The organism is Micromonospora sp. NPDC048830, assembly GCF_043198215.1.
Classification (GTDB): domain Bacteria; phylum Actinomycetota; class Actinomycetes; order Mycobacteriales; family Micromonosporaceae; genus Micromonospora.
Genome location: NZ_JBICUP010000010.1, coordinates 54,769 through 74,512, shown reverse-complemented (window position 1 = coordinate 74,512; position 19,744 = coordinate 54,769). Strand labels below are relative to the sequence as shown.

4 protein-coding genes are annotated in these 19,744 nt (G+C 76.7%); all 4 read left to right on the top strand.

What is annotated here, in order from left to right; genetic code table 11:
* Positions 1-27 precede the first annotated feature (27 nt).
* The gene (locus ACGFIZ_RS11865) at positions 28-1,110 is read left to right on the top strand and encodes an acyltransferase domain-containing protein (RefSeq protein WP_393418364.1); all 1,083 of its coding nucleotides are present in this window, start codon (positions 28-30) and stop codon (positions 1,108-1,110) included.
* Positions 1,110-4,334, top strand: coding sequence for an amino acid adenylation domain-containing protein (locus tag ACGFIZ_RS11860; protein ID WP_393418362.1), 3,225 nt, complete (start codon positions 1,110-1,112; stop codon positions 4,332-4,334). The genes ACGFIZ_RS11865 and ACGFIZ_RS11860 overlap by 1 nt, the downstream gene beginning before the upstream one ends.
* A gap of 92 nt (positions 4,335-4,426) precedes the next feature.
* Complete coding sequence (locus ACGFIZ_RS11855) at positions 4,427-18,430, top strand: amino acid adenylation domain-containing protein (protein ID WP_393418360.1); 14,004 nt, start codon at positions 4,427-4,429, stop codon at positions 18,428-18,430.
* Complete coding sequence (locus ACGFIZ_RS11850) at positions 18,417-19,631, top strand: FAD-dependent oxidoreductase (protein WP_393418358.1); 1,215 nt, start codon at positions 18,417-18,419, stop codon at positions 19,629-19,631. Before ACGFIZ_RS11855 ends, ACGFIZ_RS11850 begins: the two co-directional genes overlap by 14 nt.
* The last annotated feature ends 113 nt before the right edge of the window (positions 19,632-19,744 follow it).

The window sequence follows — 19,744 nt, the reverse complement described above, 5'->3', positions numbered from 1 at the left end:
CGCCGGGCACGGCGGAGAGGGGACCCGATGACGCAGACGCCGCGGACCATCGTCCGGCCCGCCAGCCCTCGCGCCGTCACCAGCGGCGCGGGACGGAGCCGTCTGGTGTTCCTGCTGCCCGGACGGGCCGCCGCCCGGCCCGGGATGGGCCGCGCCGCGTACCACGCCGAACCGGTGGTCCGGGCCGAGGTCGACGCCGCCCTCGCCGCCCTGGACGGCCCGCTCGCCGACGGAACCCGCGAGGTGCTGCTCGGCCCCGCGACCGGGGACGTCCCCGCCGGGCTGGCCGACCCCGCGCTGTTCGTCCTCGAGTACGCGCTGACCCGGCTGCTCGCCGACCGCGGCCTGACCCCCGACGCGGTCCTCGGGTACGGCGTCGGGGAGGTCACCGCCGCCTGCGTGGCCGGGGTGCTCGACCCGGCCGACGCGCTGCGCCTGGTGGCCGCCCACGGCCGGCTGCACGCCGACCTGCCGCCCACCGCCACCCTCGCCGTCGGGCTGCCCTACGCCGACGTCGCCGCCCAGTTGGCCCCCGAGGTCCGCCTCGTCGCCCTCGACACGCCCGAGTCCTGCGTGGTCGCCGGGCCGGAGCCGGAGCTGCGGCGATTGGAGCGGACGCTCGCCCAGCTCTACGTGACCTGCCACCGGCCGGCGGCACCCGTCGCGGCGCACCCGGACCAGGTGACCCCCCGGCTCGGCGAGGTGGCCGCCGCCCTGGCCGGCGCCGCCCTGCGACCGCCGGCGATCCGCTGGCTGAGCACGGTCAGCGGCCGGCCGGTCAGCGCCGACGAGGCCGGGGACCCCGACCACTGGCTGCGACAGCTGCGCCAGCCGGTGCGGTTCGCCGAGGCGGCCCGGCAGCTCGCCGGCGACGACCGGCTGGTGGAGGTGGGGCCGGGGGCCACGCTCGCCGCCCTGCTCCGGCAGACCACCCCCGGCGTACCGGTGCTGCCCGCCCTGCCCGACGGCCCCGACGGCGACGGCCCGGCCACCGTGCTCGCCGCCCTGCCCGACGGCCACGACGCCCCGGCCGCCGCGCCGGGCCGGGACCGACCTGACCCGACGAACGACACGCGAGCCGGCACGCCCCGGCCCGGGAGGAGCGACTGATGGAGCACGAGGGCATCGAGGACGTCTACGAGCTGTCCCCGATCCAGGAGGGGCTGCTGTTCCACAACCTGTACTCGCCGGGCAGCGGCATCTACCTGGAGCAGGTCACCATGCGGATGCGCGGCCCGCTCGACGTGGCCGCGTACCAGCGGGCGTGGCAGACCATCGTGGACCGGCACGCGGTGCTGCGCACCAGCTTCCACTGGGAGGGCGTCGACAAGGCGCTGCAGGTGGTCCGCCGGGACGTGCCGTTCCCCATCGAGGTGCTGGACTGGCGCGACGCCGACCCGGACGCCCAGCGCGAGCGGTACGACGCGTTCGCCCTCGACGACCGGATGACCGGCTTCGACTACGCGGTCGCCCCGCTGATGCGCGGCAAGCTGATCCGCTTCGCCGACGAGGAGTGGGAGTTCTTCTGGAGCTTCTCCCACCTGCTGATGGACGGCTGGTCGTTCGGGCTGGCGTTCGCCGAGCTGACCGCCCTGTACAACGCGTACGCCACCGGCGGCAGCGCGGACCTGCCGCCGGCCCGGCCGTACCGGGCGTACCTGTCGTGGTGGGCCCGGCAGGACCGGTCGGCGACGGAGGACTTCTGGCGGGGGTACCTGGCCGGTCACACCTCGCCGGACGCCCTGGAGCTCGGCCCCGCGCCGGCCGAGCCGCTGCCCGCCGGCGAGCCCACCCACGCCGTCCTGCCCACCCCGGAGCTGCTGGAGCAGATCCCGGCGCTGACCGCGTTCGGCCGCGAGCACGGGCTGACCCTCAACACCCTCATGCAGGGCGCCTGGATGATCGTGCTGAGCCGGCACCTCGGCCGCGAGGACGTCGTCGCCGGCTCCACCGGCACCCAGCGGCCCGCCACGCTGACCGGCGCCGAGCGGATCATGGGGCCGATGCTGGCCACCATGCCGGTGCGCGCCCGGGTCCGCGACGACGCCCACCTGATCGACTGGCTGCGCGAGCTGCAGAACGACATGGCCCAGGCCCGCGAGCACGCCGACATCTCCCTGACCGACCTGCGTGGGCTGGCCGACCTGCCGGGCAACCGGCCGCTGTTCGAGCTGGACCTGGCCTTCGAGAACGTGCCGGTGCCGGAGATGGCGCTGCACCAGGTGGAGCTGGTCGAGTCCACCTACGACGGCCGCCCGCACTTCCCGATCACGATGATCGTGATGCCGGGCGAGGCGATGCCGGTGCCCCGGATGGTGTACGACCAGACCCGGTTCACCGAGTCCGCCGTGCGCCGGCTGGTCGACCAGTTCTCCGCCACGCTGACCAACATGACCCTGTACCCCGGCCTGCGGCTGGGCGACATGGACGTCATGCCCACCGAGCAGTGGCGGGAGGTGCTGCTGGAGTGGAACTCCACCGAGCCGCAGCCCGTCGCGGCCCTGCCCGAGCTGTTCGCCCGCGCGGCGTCCGCCGCCCCCGCCGCCCCCGCGCTCACCTACGCCGGGCAGACGCTCAGCTACGCCGAGCTGGCCGCGCGCGCCAACCGGCTCGCCCAGCACCTGCGCGCGGTCGGCGTACGGCCCGGCGACCGGGTCGGCCTGTGCCTGCAGCGGTCCCTCGACACCGTCGTCGGGGTGCTCGGCGTGCTCACCGCCGGGGCCGCGTACGTGCCGCTGGACCTGGGGCACCCGGCCGAGCGGATGCGCTGGATCCTTGCCGACGCCGACGTCACCGCCCTCGTCACGCACGACGCGGTGGGCGACGCCGCGCCCGGGTTCGCCGGCACCGTGGTCAACCTCGACACCGCCGCCGAGGCGATCGCCGCCCGGCCGGCCGAGGCGCCGGCCGACGGCCCCGGCCCGGACGACGTGGCCTACCTGATCTACACCTCCGGCTCCACCGGCCACCCCAAGGGCGTGCTGGTCAGCCACGCGAACGTGGCCCGCCTCGTCGCCGGGGCGGCCACCCTGATGGACCTGACCGCCGACGACGCGTGGAGCATGGTCCACTCGTACGCCTTCGACGTGTCGGTGTTCGAGATGTGGGGCGCGTTCTCCACCGGCGCCCGGCTGCTGGTCGTGCCGCACGAGACGATCCGCGACCCGGAGGCGCTGCTGGCGCTGCTCGCCGCCGAGCGGGTCACCGTGTTCAGCCAGACCCCGTCGGCGTTCCGCCAGTTCATGGCGCCGGCGCTGACCGACGGCGCGCCCCGGCTGCCGCTGCGCTACGTCATCTTCGCCGGCGAGTACCTGGACACCCCGGTGCTGGCTCCCTGGTTCGACCGGTACGGCGACGAGCAGCCCCGGCTGGTCAACATGTACGGCATCACCGAGACCACGGTGCACTCGACGTACCGGGAGATCACCCGCGCCGACGTCGGCGGCCCGGTCCGCAGCAACGTCGGCCGGCCCCTGCCCGACCTGCGCATCTACCTGCTCGACGCGCGGGGCATGCCGGTGCCGCCGGGGGTGCGGGGCGAGATCTACGTCGCGGGCGCCGGGGTCACCCTCGGCTACCGCAACCTGCCCGAGCTGACCGCCCAGCGCTTCCTGCCCGACCTGTACGCCGGCGAGGGCGAGCAGCGGATGTACCGCTCCGGCGACCTGGCCCGGTGGACCGACGACGGGGAGCTGGAGTTCCTCGGCCGCGCCGACCAGCAGGTGAAGATCCGCGGCTTCCGGGTCGAGCCGGGCGAGGTCGAGGCGGTGCTGCGGGAGCGGCCGGAGATCGCCGACGCGGTGGTGCTGCCCCGGGAGATCGCCGGGGACACCCGGCTGGTGGCGTACCTGGTGCCGGCCGACGGCGCGACGGTGCGCGACGCCGACGTGACCGCCGGCCTGCGCGCGGTGCTGCCGGAGTACATGGTCCCCGCCCACCTGGTCACCCTGGACCGGTTCCCGCTCACCCCGAACGGCAAGACCGACCGGGCCGCCCTGCCCGGCTTCGACGGGGCCCGGCCCGACCTGGACCGGGAGTACGTCGCCCCGCGCACCCCCACCGAGGAGGCGGTCGCCGCCGCCTGGCGGGAGATGCTGGGCGTGGAGAAGGCCGGCGTGTACGACGACTTCTTCGCCCTCGGCGGGCACTCCCTGCTGGCCACCCGGGTGGTGTTCAAGCTGCGCGACGCGCTCGGCGTCGAGGTGCCCGTCCGCGCGATCTTCGACCACCCGGTGCTGGAGCGGCTGGCCGGCGCGATCGACGAGCTGAGCCGCCGCCCGGCCGCCGCCCCGCCGGTGATCGCCCGCCAGGCGCGGGTGGCGCAGCGGGTCTGAATCCGTCGGCCCGCCGGGTTCCCCCTGCCCGGCGGGTCGACCCCGTCCCGCCCTCGCAAGATTCGTGCCGCCACAGAGAGGTGCCCGCGCCAATGAGCGTCGATGACAACCCGGTCCGCACCCGGGAGGCGTACCTGCTGCCGACCTCGTACGGGCAGCGCCGGCTCTGGTTCCTCGACATGCTCGAACCGGCCAGCGCCACCTCGTACACCGAGCACGGCGCGCTGCGGATCGCCGGGGGGCTGGACGTCGCGGCCCTGCGCGCCGCCGTCGCCGCGATGGTGCGCCGGCACGAGACGCTGCGCACCGGCCTGGTGCTGGTCGACGGCGAGCCCGTGCAGGCCGTCGCCACCGAGCTGACGGTGCCGGTGCAGGAGGTCGACGCCACCGGCCGGGTCCCGGCCGGCGCGGACACCGACGCGGTGCACGCCGAGCTGGCCGACGACATCAGGGAGCTGCTGCGTCGGCCGTTCGACCTGACGTCGCCGCCGCTGTTCCGGGTGGTGCTGTACCGCCTCGGCCCGGACGACCACGTGCTCGTCGTCGCGTTCCACCACGCCGTCTACGACCAGTGGTCCGGCGCGGTGTTCGTCCGGGAGCTGCTGGCCTGCTACGACGCCGCGGTGGCCGGGGTCGAGGCGACGCTGCCCGAGCTGCCCGTGCAGTACGGCGACTTCGCCGCCTGGCAGCGGGAGTGGGTCGGCGGCGAGGAGGAGTCCGGCCAGCTCGCGTACTGGGAGCGGCGGCTGGCGGGGCTGCCGCCGCTGGAGCTGCCCACCGACCGGCCCCGCCCGGCCGCGCAGACCTTCGAGGGCGCCACCGTCGACGCGGTGCTGCCCGCCGAGCTGGTCACGGCGCTGGACCGGCTGGGCCGCGAGCACCAGGCCACGCTGTTCATGACGGTGCTCACCGCGTTCTCCGCCGTGCTGGCCCGGCACTCCGGCCAGGAGGACCTCGCCGTCGGCACCCCCGTCGCCGGGCGACGCGCGCCGGAGCTGGAGCACCTGGTCGGCTTCTTCGTCAACAACCTCGTGCTGCGCGTCGACGCGAGCGCCGACCCCGGCTTCGCCGACCTGCTCGGCCGGGTCCGCGACACCTGCCTCGACGCGTACGCCAACGGCGACGTGCCGTTCGAGCGGGTCGTGGAGCGGCTGCGCCCCGACCGCGACCTGGCCCGCAGCCCGCTGTTCTCGGTGATGTTCGTCTTCGGCAACGTGCCGCTGCCCGCCCTGCGGGCCACCGGCATCACCGCCGAGCTGTTCCGGGTGGACCCGGGCACCGCCAAGTTCGACCTGTTCGTCACCTGCGTGCCGCGCGCCGACGGCGCGCTGACCGTCACCGTCGAGCACAACGCCGCGCTGTTCGACCCGGCCACCGCCCGCCGGCTGCTGGACCACCTGCGGCTGGTGCTCGACGCGGCGGTCGCCGCCCCCGGCCGGCCGCTGTCGGAGCTGCCGCTGCTCGCCGACGCCGAACGCGACCAGCTCGTCGAGTGGGGCCGCGGCCCGACCCGGGAGGCGCCCGCCGACACCCTGCCCGCCCTGGTCGCCGCCCGGGCCGCCGCCGACCCGGGCCGCACCGCGGTCAGCGGCGCCTCCGGCCGGCTCAGCTACGCCGACCTGGTCGCCCGGGCGCAGCGGGTCGCCGCCGCGCTGCACGCCGCCGGCGTACGCCCCGGGCAGCTCGTCGGCGTGGCCGTGGACCGGGACGCCGACCTGCCCGCCGCGCTGCTCGGCGTGCTCGGCGCCGGGGCCGCGTACCTGCCGATCGACGTCGCGCTGCCCGCCGAGCGGGTCCGCTTCGTCCTCACCGACTCCGGGGCCGCGCTGGTGCTCGCCGACGCGGCCACCGCCGACGCGCTGCCCGGCGACGTGGCGGTGCTGCGCGTCGACGGCGACCTGCCCGCCGCCGACGCGTGGCCGGCCAGGCCCGGCCCCGACGACCTCGCGTACGTCATCTACACCTCCGGCTCCACGGGCACCCCGAAGGGCGTCGCCGTGCCGCACCGGGCCCTGGGCAACCTGCTGGCCACGATGGCCGAGCGGCCCGGCCTCGGGCCTGACAGCGTGCTGTGCGCGGTCACCACGCTCTCGTTCGACATCGCCGCCCTGGAGCTGTTCGGCCCGCTGACCGTCGGCGGACGGGTCGACGTGGTGCCCCGCGACGTCGCCGCCGACGGCCCCCGGCTCGCCGCGCACCTGGCCGCCGCCGGGGCGACCGTCGTGCAGGCCACCCCGGCCACCTGGCGGCTGCTGCTGGCCGCCGGCTGGCGCCCCGGCCCCGACCTCGCCGTCTGGTGCGGCGGCGAGGCGTTCCCGCCGGACCTGGCCGGCGCCCTCGCGGCCACCGGCGCGCCCGTGTGGAACCTGTACGGGCCGACCGAGACGACGGTATGGTCCACCGTGCACCGGGTCACCGGCGACGAGAACCCCGTGCCGCTGGGCGGCCCGGTGGCGAACACGGAGCTGCTGGTCGTCGACGGCGCGGGCCGGCGGGCCCCGATCGGCGTGCCGGGCGAGCTGTGGATCGGCGGCGCCGGGGTGGCGTCGGGCTACTGGCGCCGCGACGAGCTGACCGCGCAGCGGTTCGTGGCGCACCCGGAGACGCCGGGCGCGCGGGTGTACCGCACCGGTGACGTGGCGCGCTGGCGGGCCGACGGCTCGCTGGAGTACCTGGGCCGGGCGGACTTCCAGGTGAAGGTGCGCGGACACCGCATCGAGCTGGGCGAGATCGAGTCGGTGCTGCGGGCGCACCCACAGGTCCGCGACGCGGTGGTGGTCGTCCGCGAGGACACCCCCGGCGACCAGCGCCTCGTGGCGTACCACGTCGGCGACGCCGACCCCGACGAGCTGCGCGCCGCCTGCCGCGACCGGCTGCCCGAGTACATGGTGCCGGCCACGCTGGTGCAGCTGCCCGCGCTGCCGCTCACCGGCAACGGCAAGGTCGACCGGCGGGCCCTGCCCGCCCCCGACCCGGCCCGCCGCGCCGGCGCGTACGAGGCCCCGCGCGGGGCGGCCGAGGAGCGGCTCGCCGCGATCTTCGCCGACGTGCTGGGGCTGGACCGGGTCGGCCGCGACGACGACTTCTTCGCCCTCGGCGGGCACTCCCTGCTCGCCACCGGCCTGGTCGGCCGGATCGCCGCCGAGCTGGGCGGCGAGGTGCCGGTGCGGGCCGTGTTCGCCCAGCCCACCGTCGCCCGGCTCGCCGCCGTGCTGAACCTCGGCGGCCCGTCCGGCAGCCCGGAGCTGGCCGCCGCGCCGCGCCGGCCCGACCCCGACGGCCGGGTCCGGCTGCCCGCCTCGTTCCAGCAGCGCCGGGTCTGGTTCCTCGCCCAGTTCGAGCCGGACACCGCCGCCGCCTACCACCTGTACGGCGGGCTGCGGCTGCACGGCCGGCTCGACGCGGCCGCCCTGCGCGCCGCCGTCGACCTGGTGGTGCGCCGGCACGAGACGCTGCGCACCGGGTTCGCCGCCGTCGACGGCGAACCCGAGCAGGTGATCCACCCGGCCGTCCCCACCCCGCTGTCCGAGGTGGACCTGACCAACGCCGGCGACCCGGACGCGGCCCTGGCCGGCCTGCTCCGCGACGCCGCCACCCGCCCGTTCGACCTGGCCGCCCCGCCGCTGCTGCGGGTCGTCCTGGCCACCCTCGGCGCCGACGACGCGGCGCTGCTGGTCACCCTGCACCACGCCGTCGGCGACCGGCTGGCCGTCGAGGCGCTGACCACCGAGCTGTCCGCCGCGTACGCCGCCCTGGCCGCCGGCGGCGAGCCGCAGCTGCCCGAGCTGCCCGTCCAGTACGGCGACTACGCCGTCGCCCAGCAGCGCTGGGCCGACGGCCCGGCCGAGCGGCGGCAGCTCGACCACTGGCGCCGCCAGCTCGCCGACCTGCCGGTGCTGGACCTGCCGACCGACCGGCCCCGCCCGGCCGTGCAGACGTACCGGGGCGCCACCCGCACCGCCGAGCTGCCCGCCGACCTCGTGGCCCGCCTCGACGCCCTCGCGGCCGGCCGCGGCGGCACCCTGTTCATGGCCCTGCTCGCCGGGTACGCGCTCACCCTGTCCCGGTACGCCCGCACCGTCGACGTGCCGGTCGGCTCGCCGATCTCCGGCCGGTACCGCCCCGAGCTGGAGCCGTTGATCGGCTACTTCACCAACAACCTGGTGCTGCGCACCGACCTGGCCGGCGACCCCACCGTGGGCGAGCTGGTCGACCGGGTCCGCGACACCTGCCTCGACGCGTACGCCAACGCGGACGTGCCGTTCGAGCGCCTCGTCGAGCGGCTGCGCCCCGACCGGGACCTCGCGCACAGCCCGCTGTTCCAGGTCATGTTCATCGCCGCGCACCTGCCGGCGCCGTCGCTGCGCCTCGGCGACGTCGACGCCACGCCGCTGCGCGCCCCGGAGACCGCCGCCAAGTACGACCTGACGTTCACCGTCTTCCCCGCCGGGGTCGACACCGTCGCGCAGACGGTGGTCGCCGAGTACAACACCGACCTGTTCGACGCCGGCACCGTGGACCGGCTGCTCGCCCACTACCGGCTCGTCCTCGACGCGTTCGCCGCCGACGCCGACCGGTCGCTGTCCGCGCTGCCCGTGCTGCCCACCGAGGAGCGGGCCCGGCTCAACCGGTGGGGCACCGGCGCCCGCCCGGCCGTGCCGGAGGCCAGCCTCGACGCGTACGTCACCGCCCGGTTCGCCGAGTTCGCCGAGCGGGTCGCCGTCGCCGACGAGACCGGCTCCCTGACGTACGCCGAGCTCGACGCCCAGGCCTGGCAGCTCGCCCGGCACCTGCGCGCGGCCGGCGTGACCCGCGGCGACCGGGTCGCCCTGTTCGCCGAGCGCTGCTGCGACGTGCTCGTCGCGCTGCTCGGCGTGCTCCGCGCCGGGGCCGCGTACGTGCCGGTCGACGTGGACTTCCCCGCCGAGCGGGTGGCGTTCATCCTGGCCGACTCGGGCGCGTCGGTGGTGCTCACCCAGGCCGGGCTGGTCGACCTGCTGCCCGAACTGCCCGAGGCGGTCACCGTGGTCCGGCTGGACGCCGACCGCCCCGCCGTCGCCGCCCACCCCGCCGAGCCGCTGCCCGAGCGCACCGGCCCGGACGACACCGCGTACCTGATCTACACCTCCGGCTCCACCGGCCGCCCCAAGGGCGTGGTGCTGCCGCACCGGCCGGTGGTGAACCTCCTGCTCACCATGGCCAACCGGCCCGGGATGCGGCCCGCGGCCGTGGTCGGCGCCGCCAACACGCTGTCCTGCGACATGCCGGTGCTCGACGTCTACCTGCCGCTGGTGGTCGGCGCGCGGATCGAGATGATCCCGCACGCCACCGTCGTCGACGGCGAGCGGCTGGCCGAGCGGCTGGCCCGCAGCGGCGTCACCTACCTCCAGGGCACCCCGACCACCTGGCGCCTGCTCCAGCAGGCCGGCTGGCGCCCGCCCGCCGGGTTCACCGCCCTGGCCGGCGCGGAGCGCGTCCCCGCCGACCTGGCGCACTGGCTGTACGGCGCCGGCGCGGACGTCTGGCACCTGTACGGGCCGACCGAGACCACGGTGTGGTCGACGGTGTACCGGGTCGTCGGCGGCGAGGACCCGCTGCCGCTGGGCGGCCCGGTGGCGAACACCGAGCTGCTCGTGGTGGACGACGCGGGCCGGCGGGTGCCGATCGGGGTGCCCGGCGAGCTGTTGATCGGCGGCGCCGGGGTGGCGTCCGGGTACTGGGACCGGGAGGAGCTGACCGCGCAGCGGTTCGTGGCGCACCCCGAGGTGCCCGGCGCGCGGGTGTACCGCACCGGCGACGTGGTCCGCTGGCGGGCCGACGGCTGGCTGGAGTTCCTGGGCCGGGTCGACTTCCAGGTGAAGGTGCGCGGGCACCGCATCGAGCTGGGCGAGATCGAGTCGGTGCTGCGGGCCAACCCGCAGGTCCGCGACGCGGTGGTGGTCGTCCGCGAGGACAACCCCGGCGACCAGCGCCTCGTCGGCTACGCCGACCTGCACCACCCCGACGCCGTCGACCGGCCCGCCCTCGCGGGCCAGCTGCACGCCGCGTGCCGCGAACGGCTGCCCGACTACATGGTGCCCTCGGCCCTGGTGCTGCTCGACGCGCTGCCGCTGACCGCCAACCGCAACAAGGTCGACCGGGCGAAGCTGCCCGCCCCGGACGGCCTGCGGCCGGACATCGGCGCGTACGACGCCCCGCGCGGGGCGGCCGAGGAGCGGCTGGCCGCCATCTTCGCCGACGTGCTCGCGCTGGACCGGGTCGGCCGCGACGACGACTTCTTCGCCCTCGGCGGGCACTCCCTGCTCGCCACCCGGGTGGTGTCCCGCATCCGCGACGCCCTCGACGTGGACCTGCCGGTCCGGGCCGTCTTCGCCACCCCGACCGTCGCCGGCCTCGCCGCCGCCCTGCCCGCCGGCGCCGGCACGACCGCGCCGGACGCCGGTGCCGGGGCCGCCGCGCCGGCCGCCGAGCCCGCCGCGCTGCCGCCGATCCCCGCGCAGTTCCGGATGCCGCAGGTCGGCGGCGACCTCGCCGGCCGGTACGTGCTGCCGGCGTCCTCCGGCCAGCGCCGGCTGTGGTTCCTCGCCCAGCTGGACCCGGCCGGCGCCGGGGCGTACACGGTGGACAGCGCCGTCCGGCTCACCGGCCCCCTCGACCCGGACGCGCTGCACGCCGCGCTGAACGCCGTGGTGGCCCGGCACGAGACGCTGCGCACCTCGTTCCACGAGGCCGACGGGGAACCGGTGCAGGTGGTCTCGCCCGCCGCCGTCGTGCCGCTGGAGCGGGTGGAGCTGGCCGACCCCGGCGCGCTCGACGACACCCTCACCGAACTCTCCGGCGTCCCGTTCGACCTGCGGACCGCGCCGCTGCTGCGGGCCACCCTCGTCCGGCTCGCCGCCGACGAGCACGTCCTGCACCTGGCCCTGCACCACGCCATCTGCGACCGCTGGTCGGTGCAGATCCTGGCCCGCGACCTGGTCGCCGCGTACGCCGCGGTGACCGGCGCCGGCGGCGAGGCGCTGCCCGCGCTGGGCGTGCAGTACGGCGACTACGCCGCCTGGCAGCGGCAGTGGACGGCCAGCCCGCCCGCGGCGGCGCAGCTGGCGTACTGGCGGGACCGGCTGGCCGACCTGCCGGCCCTGGAACTGCCCACCGACCGGCCCCGCCCGGCGACCCGCGCCTGGCGCGGCGACCTGCGCTGGGACCGTATCCCCGCCGACGTCGTCCGCCGGGTCACCGAGGCCGGGCGGCGCCGCTCCGCCACCCTGTTCATGGTCGGGCTGGCCGCCTGCCAGCTGACCCTCGCCCGGTACAGCGGCCAGCGGGACTTCGCCGTCGGCTCGCCCGTCGCCGGGCGGCCCCGCACCGAGCTGGAACCGCTGGTCGGGTTCTTCGTCAACAACCTGGTGCTGCGCGCCGACCTCACCGGCGCGCCGACGGTCGGGGAGCTGCTGGACCGGGCGCGCGCCACCTGCCTGGACGCGTACGCCCACGCCGACGTCCCGTTCGACCAGCTCGTCGAGGAGCAGCGGCCGGTGCGCGACCGGGCGCAGACGCCGCTGTTCAGCGTGCTGTTCGCGGTGCAGAACACCCCGGCCGCGGCCCGCGCCATGGGGACGGTCGAGGTCGCCCCGGTCGACCTGCGTCCCGGCACCGCCCAGTTCGACCTGTCGATCATGCTGGTGCCCGACCCGGACGGCGACCTGCGGCTGCGCGTCGAGTACGACGCCGAGCTGTTCGACGCCGCCACCGTGGACCGGATGGCCGCCCAGTTCCGGCTGGTCCTGGAGGAGCTGGCCGGCGACCCGGCCCGCCCGGTGGCCGACCTCGCCCCGCTCACCGCCGACGAGGAGCGGCTGCTGCTCGGCGAGTGGGTCGGGCAGGCCCCGCAGCCCGAGACCCCCGGGCTCACCGCCCGGTTCCGGGAGCAGGCCCGGCGCACCCCGGACGCGGTGGCCGCCGAGTGCGGCGCCGACCGCCTCACGTACGCGCAGCTCCTGGACCGGGCGACCGGCCTGGCGGCGCGGCTGCGCGCGGCCGGGGTGACCAGGGGCGACCGGGTCGGCATCCACCTCGACCGCACCCTCGACCTGCTGGTCGCGGTGCTCGGCGTGCTGGAGGCCGGCGCCGCCTACGTGCCGCTGGACCCGAGCTGGCCGGCCGACCGGATGCGCTACGTCCTCGACGACGCGGGCGTGCGGGCGCTGGTCGCGGCGGGCCCCCTCGACGGCTTCACCGGCCCGGTCCTGGCCCCGGCCGATGTCGCCGGCGGGGCCGCGCCGGCCGACGACGCCGAGCCGGCCGGGCCGGACGACGTGGCGTACCTGATCTACACCTCCGGCTCCACCGGCCGGCCCAAGGGCGTCATGGTCACCCACCGCAACGTCGTCCGCCTGGTCACCGGCTCGGCCACCCGGTTCCGGTTCACCCCGGACGACGTGTGGAGCATGTTCCACTCCGTCGCCTTCGACGTGTCGGTGTTCGAGATGTGGGGCGCGTGGCTCACCGGCGCCCGGGTCGTCGTCGTGCCGTACCTGGCCGGCCGGGAACCGGCCGAGCTGCGGGCGCTGCTGGCCCGGCACCGGGTCACCGTGCTCAGCCAGACGCCCACCGCGTTCCGCCAGCTCGCCGCGGCCGACGCCGCCGCCGGGGACCGCCTCGATTCGCTGCGCTACGTCGTCTTCGCCGGCGAGGCCCTCGACGTGCGGATCCTCGCCGGCTGGTTCGACCGGTACGGCGACGCCCGCCCCGAACTGATCAACATGTACGGCACCACCGAGACCACCGTGCACGCCACGTTCCACGTCGTCCGCGCCGCCGAGCTGGCCGACCCGGGCCGGCGCCTGGTCGGCCGGCCCCTGCCCGACCTGCGGATCGTGCTCCTCGACGCCGACCGGCGGCCGGTGCCGCTCGGCGCCCACGGCGAGGTCGCCATCGGCGGCCCGGGTGTGTCCCTCGGCTACTCCGGCCGCCCCGAGCTGACCGCCGAGCGCTTCGTCGCCAGCCCGTACGCCGGCCCCGGCGGGACGCTGTACCGCACCGGCGACCTGGCCCGCTGGCTGCCCGACGGGAACCTGGACTTCCTCGGCCGCACCGACGCCCAGGTGAAGATCCGCGGGTTCCGGGTCGAGCCGGGCGAGGTGGAGGCCGTGCTGCGGGAACACCCGGACGTCGCCGACGTCGTGGTGGTGGCCCGGGCCGGCCGCGCCGACGACACCGAGCTGGCCGGGTACGTGGTGCCCCGCCCCGGCGCCGCCCCCGCCGAGCTGCGCGTGCACGCCCGCCGGCTGCTGCCGGAGTACCTGGTGCCGGCCAGCCTCACCCTGCTCGACGTGCTGCCCCGCACCGCCAACGGCAAGCTCGACGTGCGGGCGCTGCCCCAGCCCCGGCACGGCGGCGACACCGCCGGTCACGTCGCCCCGCGCGACGAGCTGGAACAGGCCGTCGCCGACATCTGGCGGCAGGTGCTCGAGGTCGACGCCGTCGGCGTGCACGACAACTTCTTCGACCTCGGCGGGCACTCCCTGCTGGCCACCCGGGCGATGAGCCGCACCCGCGCCGCGCTCGGCGTCGACGCCGGGGTGCGGGACCTGTTCGACCGGCCCACCGTCGCCGGGCTCGCCGAGCGGATCCGCCGCGAGCGCGACGGCGATGACGCGGTCCCCGGGTCGCACGACGCGGCCCAGGTCGGGGCCGACGCGATCCCGGCGGTGCCCCGCGACGGCGGGCTGCTGCCGGCCGCCCCGGCGCAGCGCCGGCTCTGGCTGCTGCACCAGCTCGACCCGGACAGCGCCGGGGCGTACGTGATCGGCAGCGCGGTGCGGCTGCGCGGCCCGCTGGACGCCGACGCGCTGGCCGCCGCGTTCGCCGACGTGGTGGCCCGGCACGAGGCGCTGCGCACCAGCTTCGAGGTGGTCGACGGCGAGCCGGCGCAGCGGGTCCACCCCGAGCTGACCGTGCCGGTGGAGCGGGTCGACCTGGCCGGCGACGTGGCGGCCGTCGCCGCGCTCACCCGGGACCGGCTCACCGCCCCGTTCGACCTGGCCACCGCGCCGCTGGTGCGGGCCACCCTGGTCCGGGTCGACGCCGACGAGCACCACCTGCTGCTGGCCCTGCACCACGCCGTCGGCGACCAGTGGTCCACCCAGGTCGTCGTCCGGGACCTGGTGGCCGCGTACCGGGCCCGGGTCGCCGGCACCCCTGTGGACCTGCCGCCGCCGGCCGTCCAGTACGCCGATGTGGCGGCCTGGCAGCGGGACCGCCTCGCCGCCGGCGGACACGACGAGGACCTGAGCTGGTGGACCGAGCGGCTGGCCGGGCTGCCCGTGCTGGACCTGCCCACCGACCGGGTCCGCCCGGCCACCCGGGGCCACCGCGGCGGCCAGCGGGAGGCGGAGGTACCCGCGGCCGTGGTCGACCGGCTCACCGGCGTCGCGCGGCGGCACGACGCCACCGCGTTCATGGTCGCGCTGGCCGCGTACCAGCTGACGCTGTCCCGGTACGCCGGGCAGGCCGACTTCGGCGTCGCCGTGCCGGTGTCGGGCCGGGACCGGCCGGAGACCGAGAACGTCGTCGGCTTCTTCGCCAACACCCTGGTGCTGCGCGCCGACCTCGCTGGTCAGCCGCGCGTGGCCGAGCTGCTCAACCGGGTCCGCGAGACCTGCCTGGCCGCGTACGCCCGCGCCGACGTGCCGTTCGACGTGCTGCTCGAGCGGCTCGGCCTGACCCGGGACCTGTCCCGCACCCCCGTCGCGCAGGTCGGCTTCGCCCTGGTCGACCGGGTCGCCGCCGCCGACCGGGAGTTCGCCGGGGTGCGCGCCGAGCCGCTGCCGTTCGACCCGGGCACCGCCAAGACCGACCTGACCGTGACGATGGTGCCCACCGACGCCGGTGGCTGGCGGCTGCTCGCCGAGTACGACGCCGACCTGTTCGCCCCGGCCACCGTGGACCGGATGCTGGCGCACCTGGCCATGCTGCTCGCCGAGATCGCCGACGACCCGGACCGGTCGGTGTCCGCCCTGCCGGACCTGCCGGCGGAGGAGGCCGCGCAGCTCGACGCGTGGGGCCGGGGCCCGGAACGGGAACTGCCCGACGCGACGTGGCCGGAGCTGTTCACCCGCCAGGTGGCCGCCACCCCGGACCGCCCGGCCGTGCTGTTCGGCGACGACACGGTGACGTACGCCGACCTGAACGCCCGCGCCAACCGGCTCGCCCACCGGCTGATCGACCTCGGCGTCGCCGCCGACGCGCTGGTCGGGGTGCTCACCGAGCGCAGCGTCGAGATGGTCGTCGCGGTCCTGGCCGTGCTCAAGGCCGGCGGCGCGTACGTGCCGATCGACCCCGGCTACCCGGCCGACCGGGTCGCGTTCATGATCACCGACTCGGGGGCGAAGGTGCTGCTCACCCAGGCGGCCCTGACCGACCGGCTCACCGACGTCGACGCCACCGTCGTCACCTTCGACGACCCCGACCTGGCCGGCCTGCCCGCCACCGACCCGCCCCGGCGCAGCGGCCCGGACGACCTGGCGTACGTCATCTACACCTCCGGCTCCACCGGCACCCCGAAGGGCGTGGCCGTCGAGCACCGGTCGGTGACGAACCTGTGGCTGACCCGCTACCTCGCCGGGCTGCACGCCGGCAGCCGGGTGCTCCAGTTCGCCCCGTTCAGCTTCGACGTCTCCGTCCTGGAGATGGTGCTGTCCCTGCTGAACGGCGTGCCACTGGTGGTGCCGCAGCCGAAGGACCTGGCCGGCGGGGTGGAGATCGTCAACCTGATCAACCGGCAGCGGATCACCTTTGCCTTCATGACGCCGTCGCTGCTGGCCCACCTCTCCCCGGAGCACGTGCCCACCCTGGAGCTGCTCGGCTCCGGCGGCGAGGACTGCCCGGCCGAGGTCGCCGAGCGGTGGGGCGGCCGCAAGCGGTTCCTCATCGGGTACGGCCCCACCGAGACCACCGTGTACGCCACGGTTACCGACGAGATCGTCGGCGGCGGGCACCCCCCGATCGGGCGGCCCGTGGTCAACACGGTGGTGCGGGTGCTCGACGAGCGGCTGCGGCCCCGGCCCATCGGCGCGCCCGGCGAGCTGTACATCGGCGGCCCCGGGCTGGCCCGCGGCTACCTGCACCGGCCCGAGCTGACCGAGACGGCGTTCGCCCGGCACCCGGTGACGGGGGAGCGGCTGTACCGCACCGGCGACCTGGTCCGGTACCTGCCCGACGGGAACCTGGAGTTCCTCGGGCGCACCGACGACCAGGTGAAGCTGCGCGGCTTCCGCATCGAGCTGGGCGAGATCGCCGCCGCGCTGCGCGCCGCCCCCGGCGTCGCCGAGGCGGTCGCGGTGGTCCGCGAGGACCGCCCCGGCGACAAGCGTCTCGTCGGCTACGTCGTCCCCGCGGAGGGGGCCGGCGACGAGGACGAGCTGGTCCGCGTCGCCCGGGCCGCCGTGGCCGAGCGGCTGCCGCACTACATGGTCCCGGCGGCCGTGGTGGCGCTGCCCGCCCTGCCGCTGACCCCCAACGCCAAGGTCGACCGCAAGGCGCTGCCCGCCCCGGCCGGCCCGGTCGGCGGCACCGGGTACGTCCCGCCGCGCACCCCGACCGAGCGGCGGCTGACCCGGCTGGTCGCCGAGGCGCTCGGCGTGGAGCGCGTCGGCCTCGACGACGACTTCTTCGCCATCGGCGGGCACTCCCTGCTCGCCGCCCGGCTGCACGCCACCATCCGCCGGCTGTGGGGCGTCGACCTGCCCGTCCGGGTGCTGTTCGAGCGGTCCCGGATCGGCGCCCTCGCCGACCTGCTCGACGAGCAGGGCAGCGTGGACACCGCCGTCGCCGAGGCCGAGCACGCCGCCGCGCTGCGCGCCGACATCGCGCTGCCCGACGACGTCCGGCCGGTCGGCGAGGTGCGCGTGGTCGACCGCCCCGGCACGGTGCTGCTCACCGGGGCCACCGGGTTCCTCGGGGCGTACCTGGCCCGGCAGCTCGCCGAGGCCGGCGCGACCGTGCTCTGCCTGGTGCGGGGCCGCGACGAGGCGGATGCCCAGCAGCGGCTGGAGGAGCAGCTGCGCCGCTACCGCTGCTGGCGTCCCGAGTGGGCCGACCGGTTCCGGGCGCTGCCCGGCGACCTGGCCTCGCCCCGGCTCGGCCTCGCCCCGGACCGCTTCGCCGCGTTGGCCCGCGAGGTCGACGAGATCTACCACTGCGGCGCGGTGGTGCACTTCCTGCGCCCGTACGCGATGCTGCGCGACGGCAACGTGGCCGGCACGATCGAGATCCTGCGGCTGGCCACCCTGGACCGGCCGCTGCCGGTCCACTACGTGTCCACCATGTCGGTGTTCGGCGGGCTCGCCCCGACCGGCGGCGACGGCCCCGCCGACGCCACCGGCCTGGTGCTGCGCGAGGACACCCTGCCGGACGCCCCGCCGCCGTCCACCGACACCGGCTACAACCACAGCAAGTGGGTGGCCGAGCAGGTGGTGGAGCTGGCCCGGGCCCGGGGCGTCCCGGTCGCCGTGTACCGGCCGGGCCGCATCGGCGGCGACAGCCGCACCGGCACCTGGCGCACCGACGACCTGGTCAGCCAGGTGATCCGGGCCTGCGTGCGCACCGGCCTGGTGCCCGACACCGGGCTGGCCACCGACCTCGTACCCGTCGACCACCTCGCCGCGGTCATCACCGGCCTGGCCCGCCGCCGTGACGCCCTCGGGCGCACCTTCCACTTCGCCCTCGACGAGAAGGTGCCCCTCGTGCGGCTGGCCGACGCCCTCACCGACCGGGGCTGGCCGGTGCGCCGGGCGTCGCTCGACGAGTGGTACGCCGCCGTCGGCGAGGCCGCGCGGAACGGCGACGAGCTGCTCGGCCCGGTGCTGGCCATGTACGCCCCGCTGGCCGAGGGCCGGGTGACCGGCCCCGGCGAGCCGATCTTCGACGACCGGAACACCCGGGAGTTGCTCGGCGGCGCGCTGCCGCCGCCCCGGGTGGACACCGCCCTGTTGGGCCGCTACCTCGACGCGCTGGTCGCCGACGGGTTCATCCCGGCTCCGCCTGGCGGCGGCACGGACCACCCCCAGGAAGGGAGCACCGATGCATCCGAGTAGGCCGATCATCGTCGCCGGGGCGGGGATCGGCGGCCTCACCGCCGCCCTCGCCCTCGCCCGCCACGGCCTGCCCGTCGAGGTGTACGAGCGGCGCACCGCCGAGGAGATCCGCACCGCCCCGGGCAGCGGCCTGACCCTGTGGAGCAACGCCTCCACCCCGCTGGGCTGGCTGGGCCTCGGCGACCGGCTGCTGGCCGCCGCCGAGCGGGTGGTGGAGATCCGCAACCACGACTCGCGGGGGCGGCTGCGGTTCAGCATGCGCACCCACCCGTACATCTGGCCGGACGCGCTGCCGTCGCTGTCGATCGGCCGGATGGACCTCGCGGCGATCCTGCTGGAGGCGTGCGCCGAGCGGGGCGTGCCGGTGCACCACGGCCGCCGGGTCACCGGCTACCGGAACGCCGGCGACGGCGTCGAGGTGCTGCTGGACGACGACACGGTGGCCGGGGCGGCGCTGGTCGGCGCCGACGGCGTCCGCTCCGCCGTGCTCACCCAGCTGCGCGGCGAGGTGCCCGGCGTCTACCTGGGCCGGACCACGTACCGGGGGGTGTGCGCGGGCGCCCAGGGCCTCGTGCCCGAGGTGCCGCTGCTGTTCCACGACGAGGAGACCCGCGTCGGCGGCGGCGTCTACCCGATCGGCGGGGACCGGGCGGCCTGGACGCTGTCCTGGAAGGCGCCCGCCGGCGAGCGGGAGCAGCCGGGCCGGGAGCACGAGCACGCGGTGAAACTCGCCCGGGTGCTGCCGGCGGTGCTGCGCGACCGGGTGGCCCGCACCCCCGCCGAGGCGATCATCCGCACCGACGTCTGGTACCACGAGTGGCACGAGGACTGGGGCGACGGCGTGGTCACCCTGCTCGGCGACGCCGCGCACGCGATGCCCAACGACCTCGGGCAGGGCGCCTGCCAGGCCGTGGAGGACGCGGTGGTGCTCGCCGACGCCCTCGCCGCCGGCGACCTGTCCCACCCCGACGGGGTCGCCGCCGCGCTGCGGGCGTACGAGCGCCGCCGGTACGACCGGGTCCGGTGGGTGCGCCAGCAGTCCGTCCAGGTCGCCACGGCCGCGGAGCCGCGTACGGCGCTGGCCCGCTGGGCCATGGGCAAGCTGACCCGCCTCTACCTCGCGATGGCCGAGAAGAAGATGTGGCAGCAGATGCAGCAGCCCCCGGAGTTGACCGCCCACCCCACCCCCGCCCGCTCCTGAGGCGAGGCCCCCTGTCGACGCCGGGAAAGGCGGGCACCTTTGCAGGTCAGCTGCCAATGGTCAGGGGAGCCGGCGGGCGACGGGAGGCTCTCGATCGACCGACAAGGGCTGTG

Bases quoted from the DNA above. Each gene is read 5' to 3' on its own strand.
- ACGFIZ_RS11850 (WP_393418358.1), top strand. From the start codon at position 18,417: ATGCATCCGAGTAGGCCGATCATCGTCGCCGGGGCGGGGATCGGCGGC.
- ACGFIZ_RS11855 (WP_393418360.1), top strand. From the start codon at position 4,427: ATGAGCGTCGATGACAACCCGGTCCGCACCCGGGAGGCGTACCTGCTG.
- ACGFIZ_RS11860 (WP_393418362.1), top strand. From the start codon at position 1,110: ATGGAGCACGAGGGCATCGAGGACGTCTACGAGCTGTCCCCGATCCAG.
- ACGFIZ_RS11865 (WP_393418364.1), top strand. From the start codon at position 28: ATGACGCAGACGCCGCGGACCATCGTCCGGCCCGCCAGCCCTCGCGCC.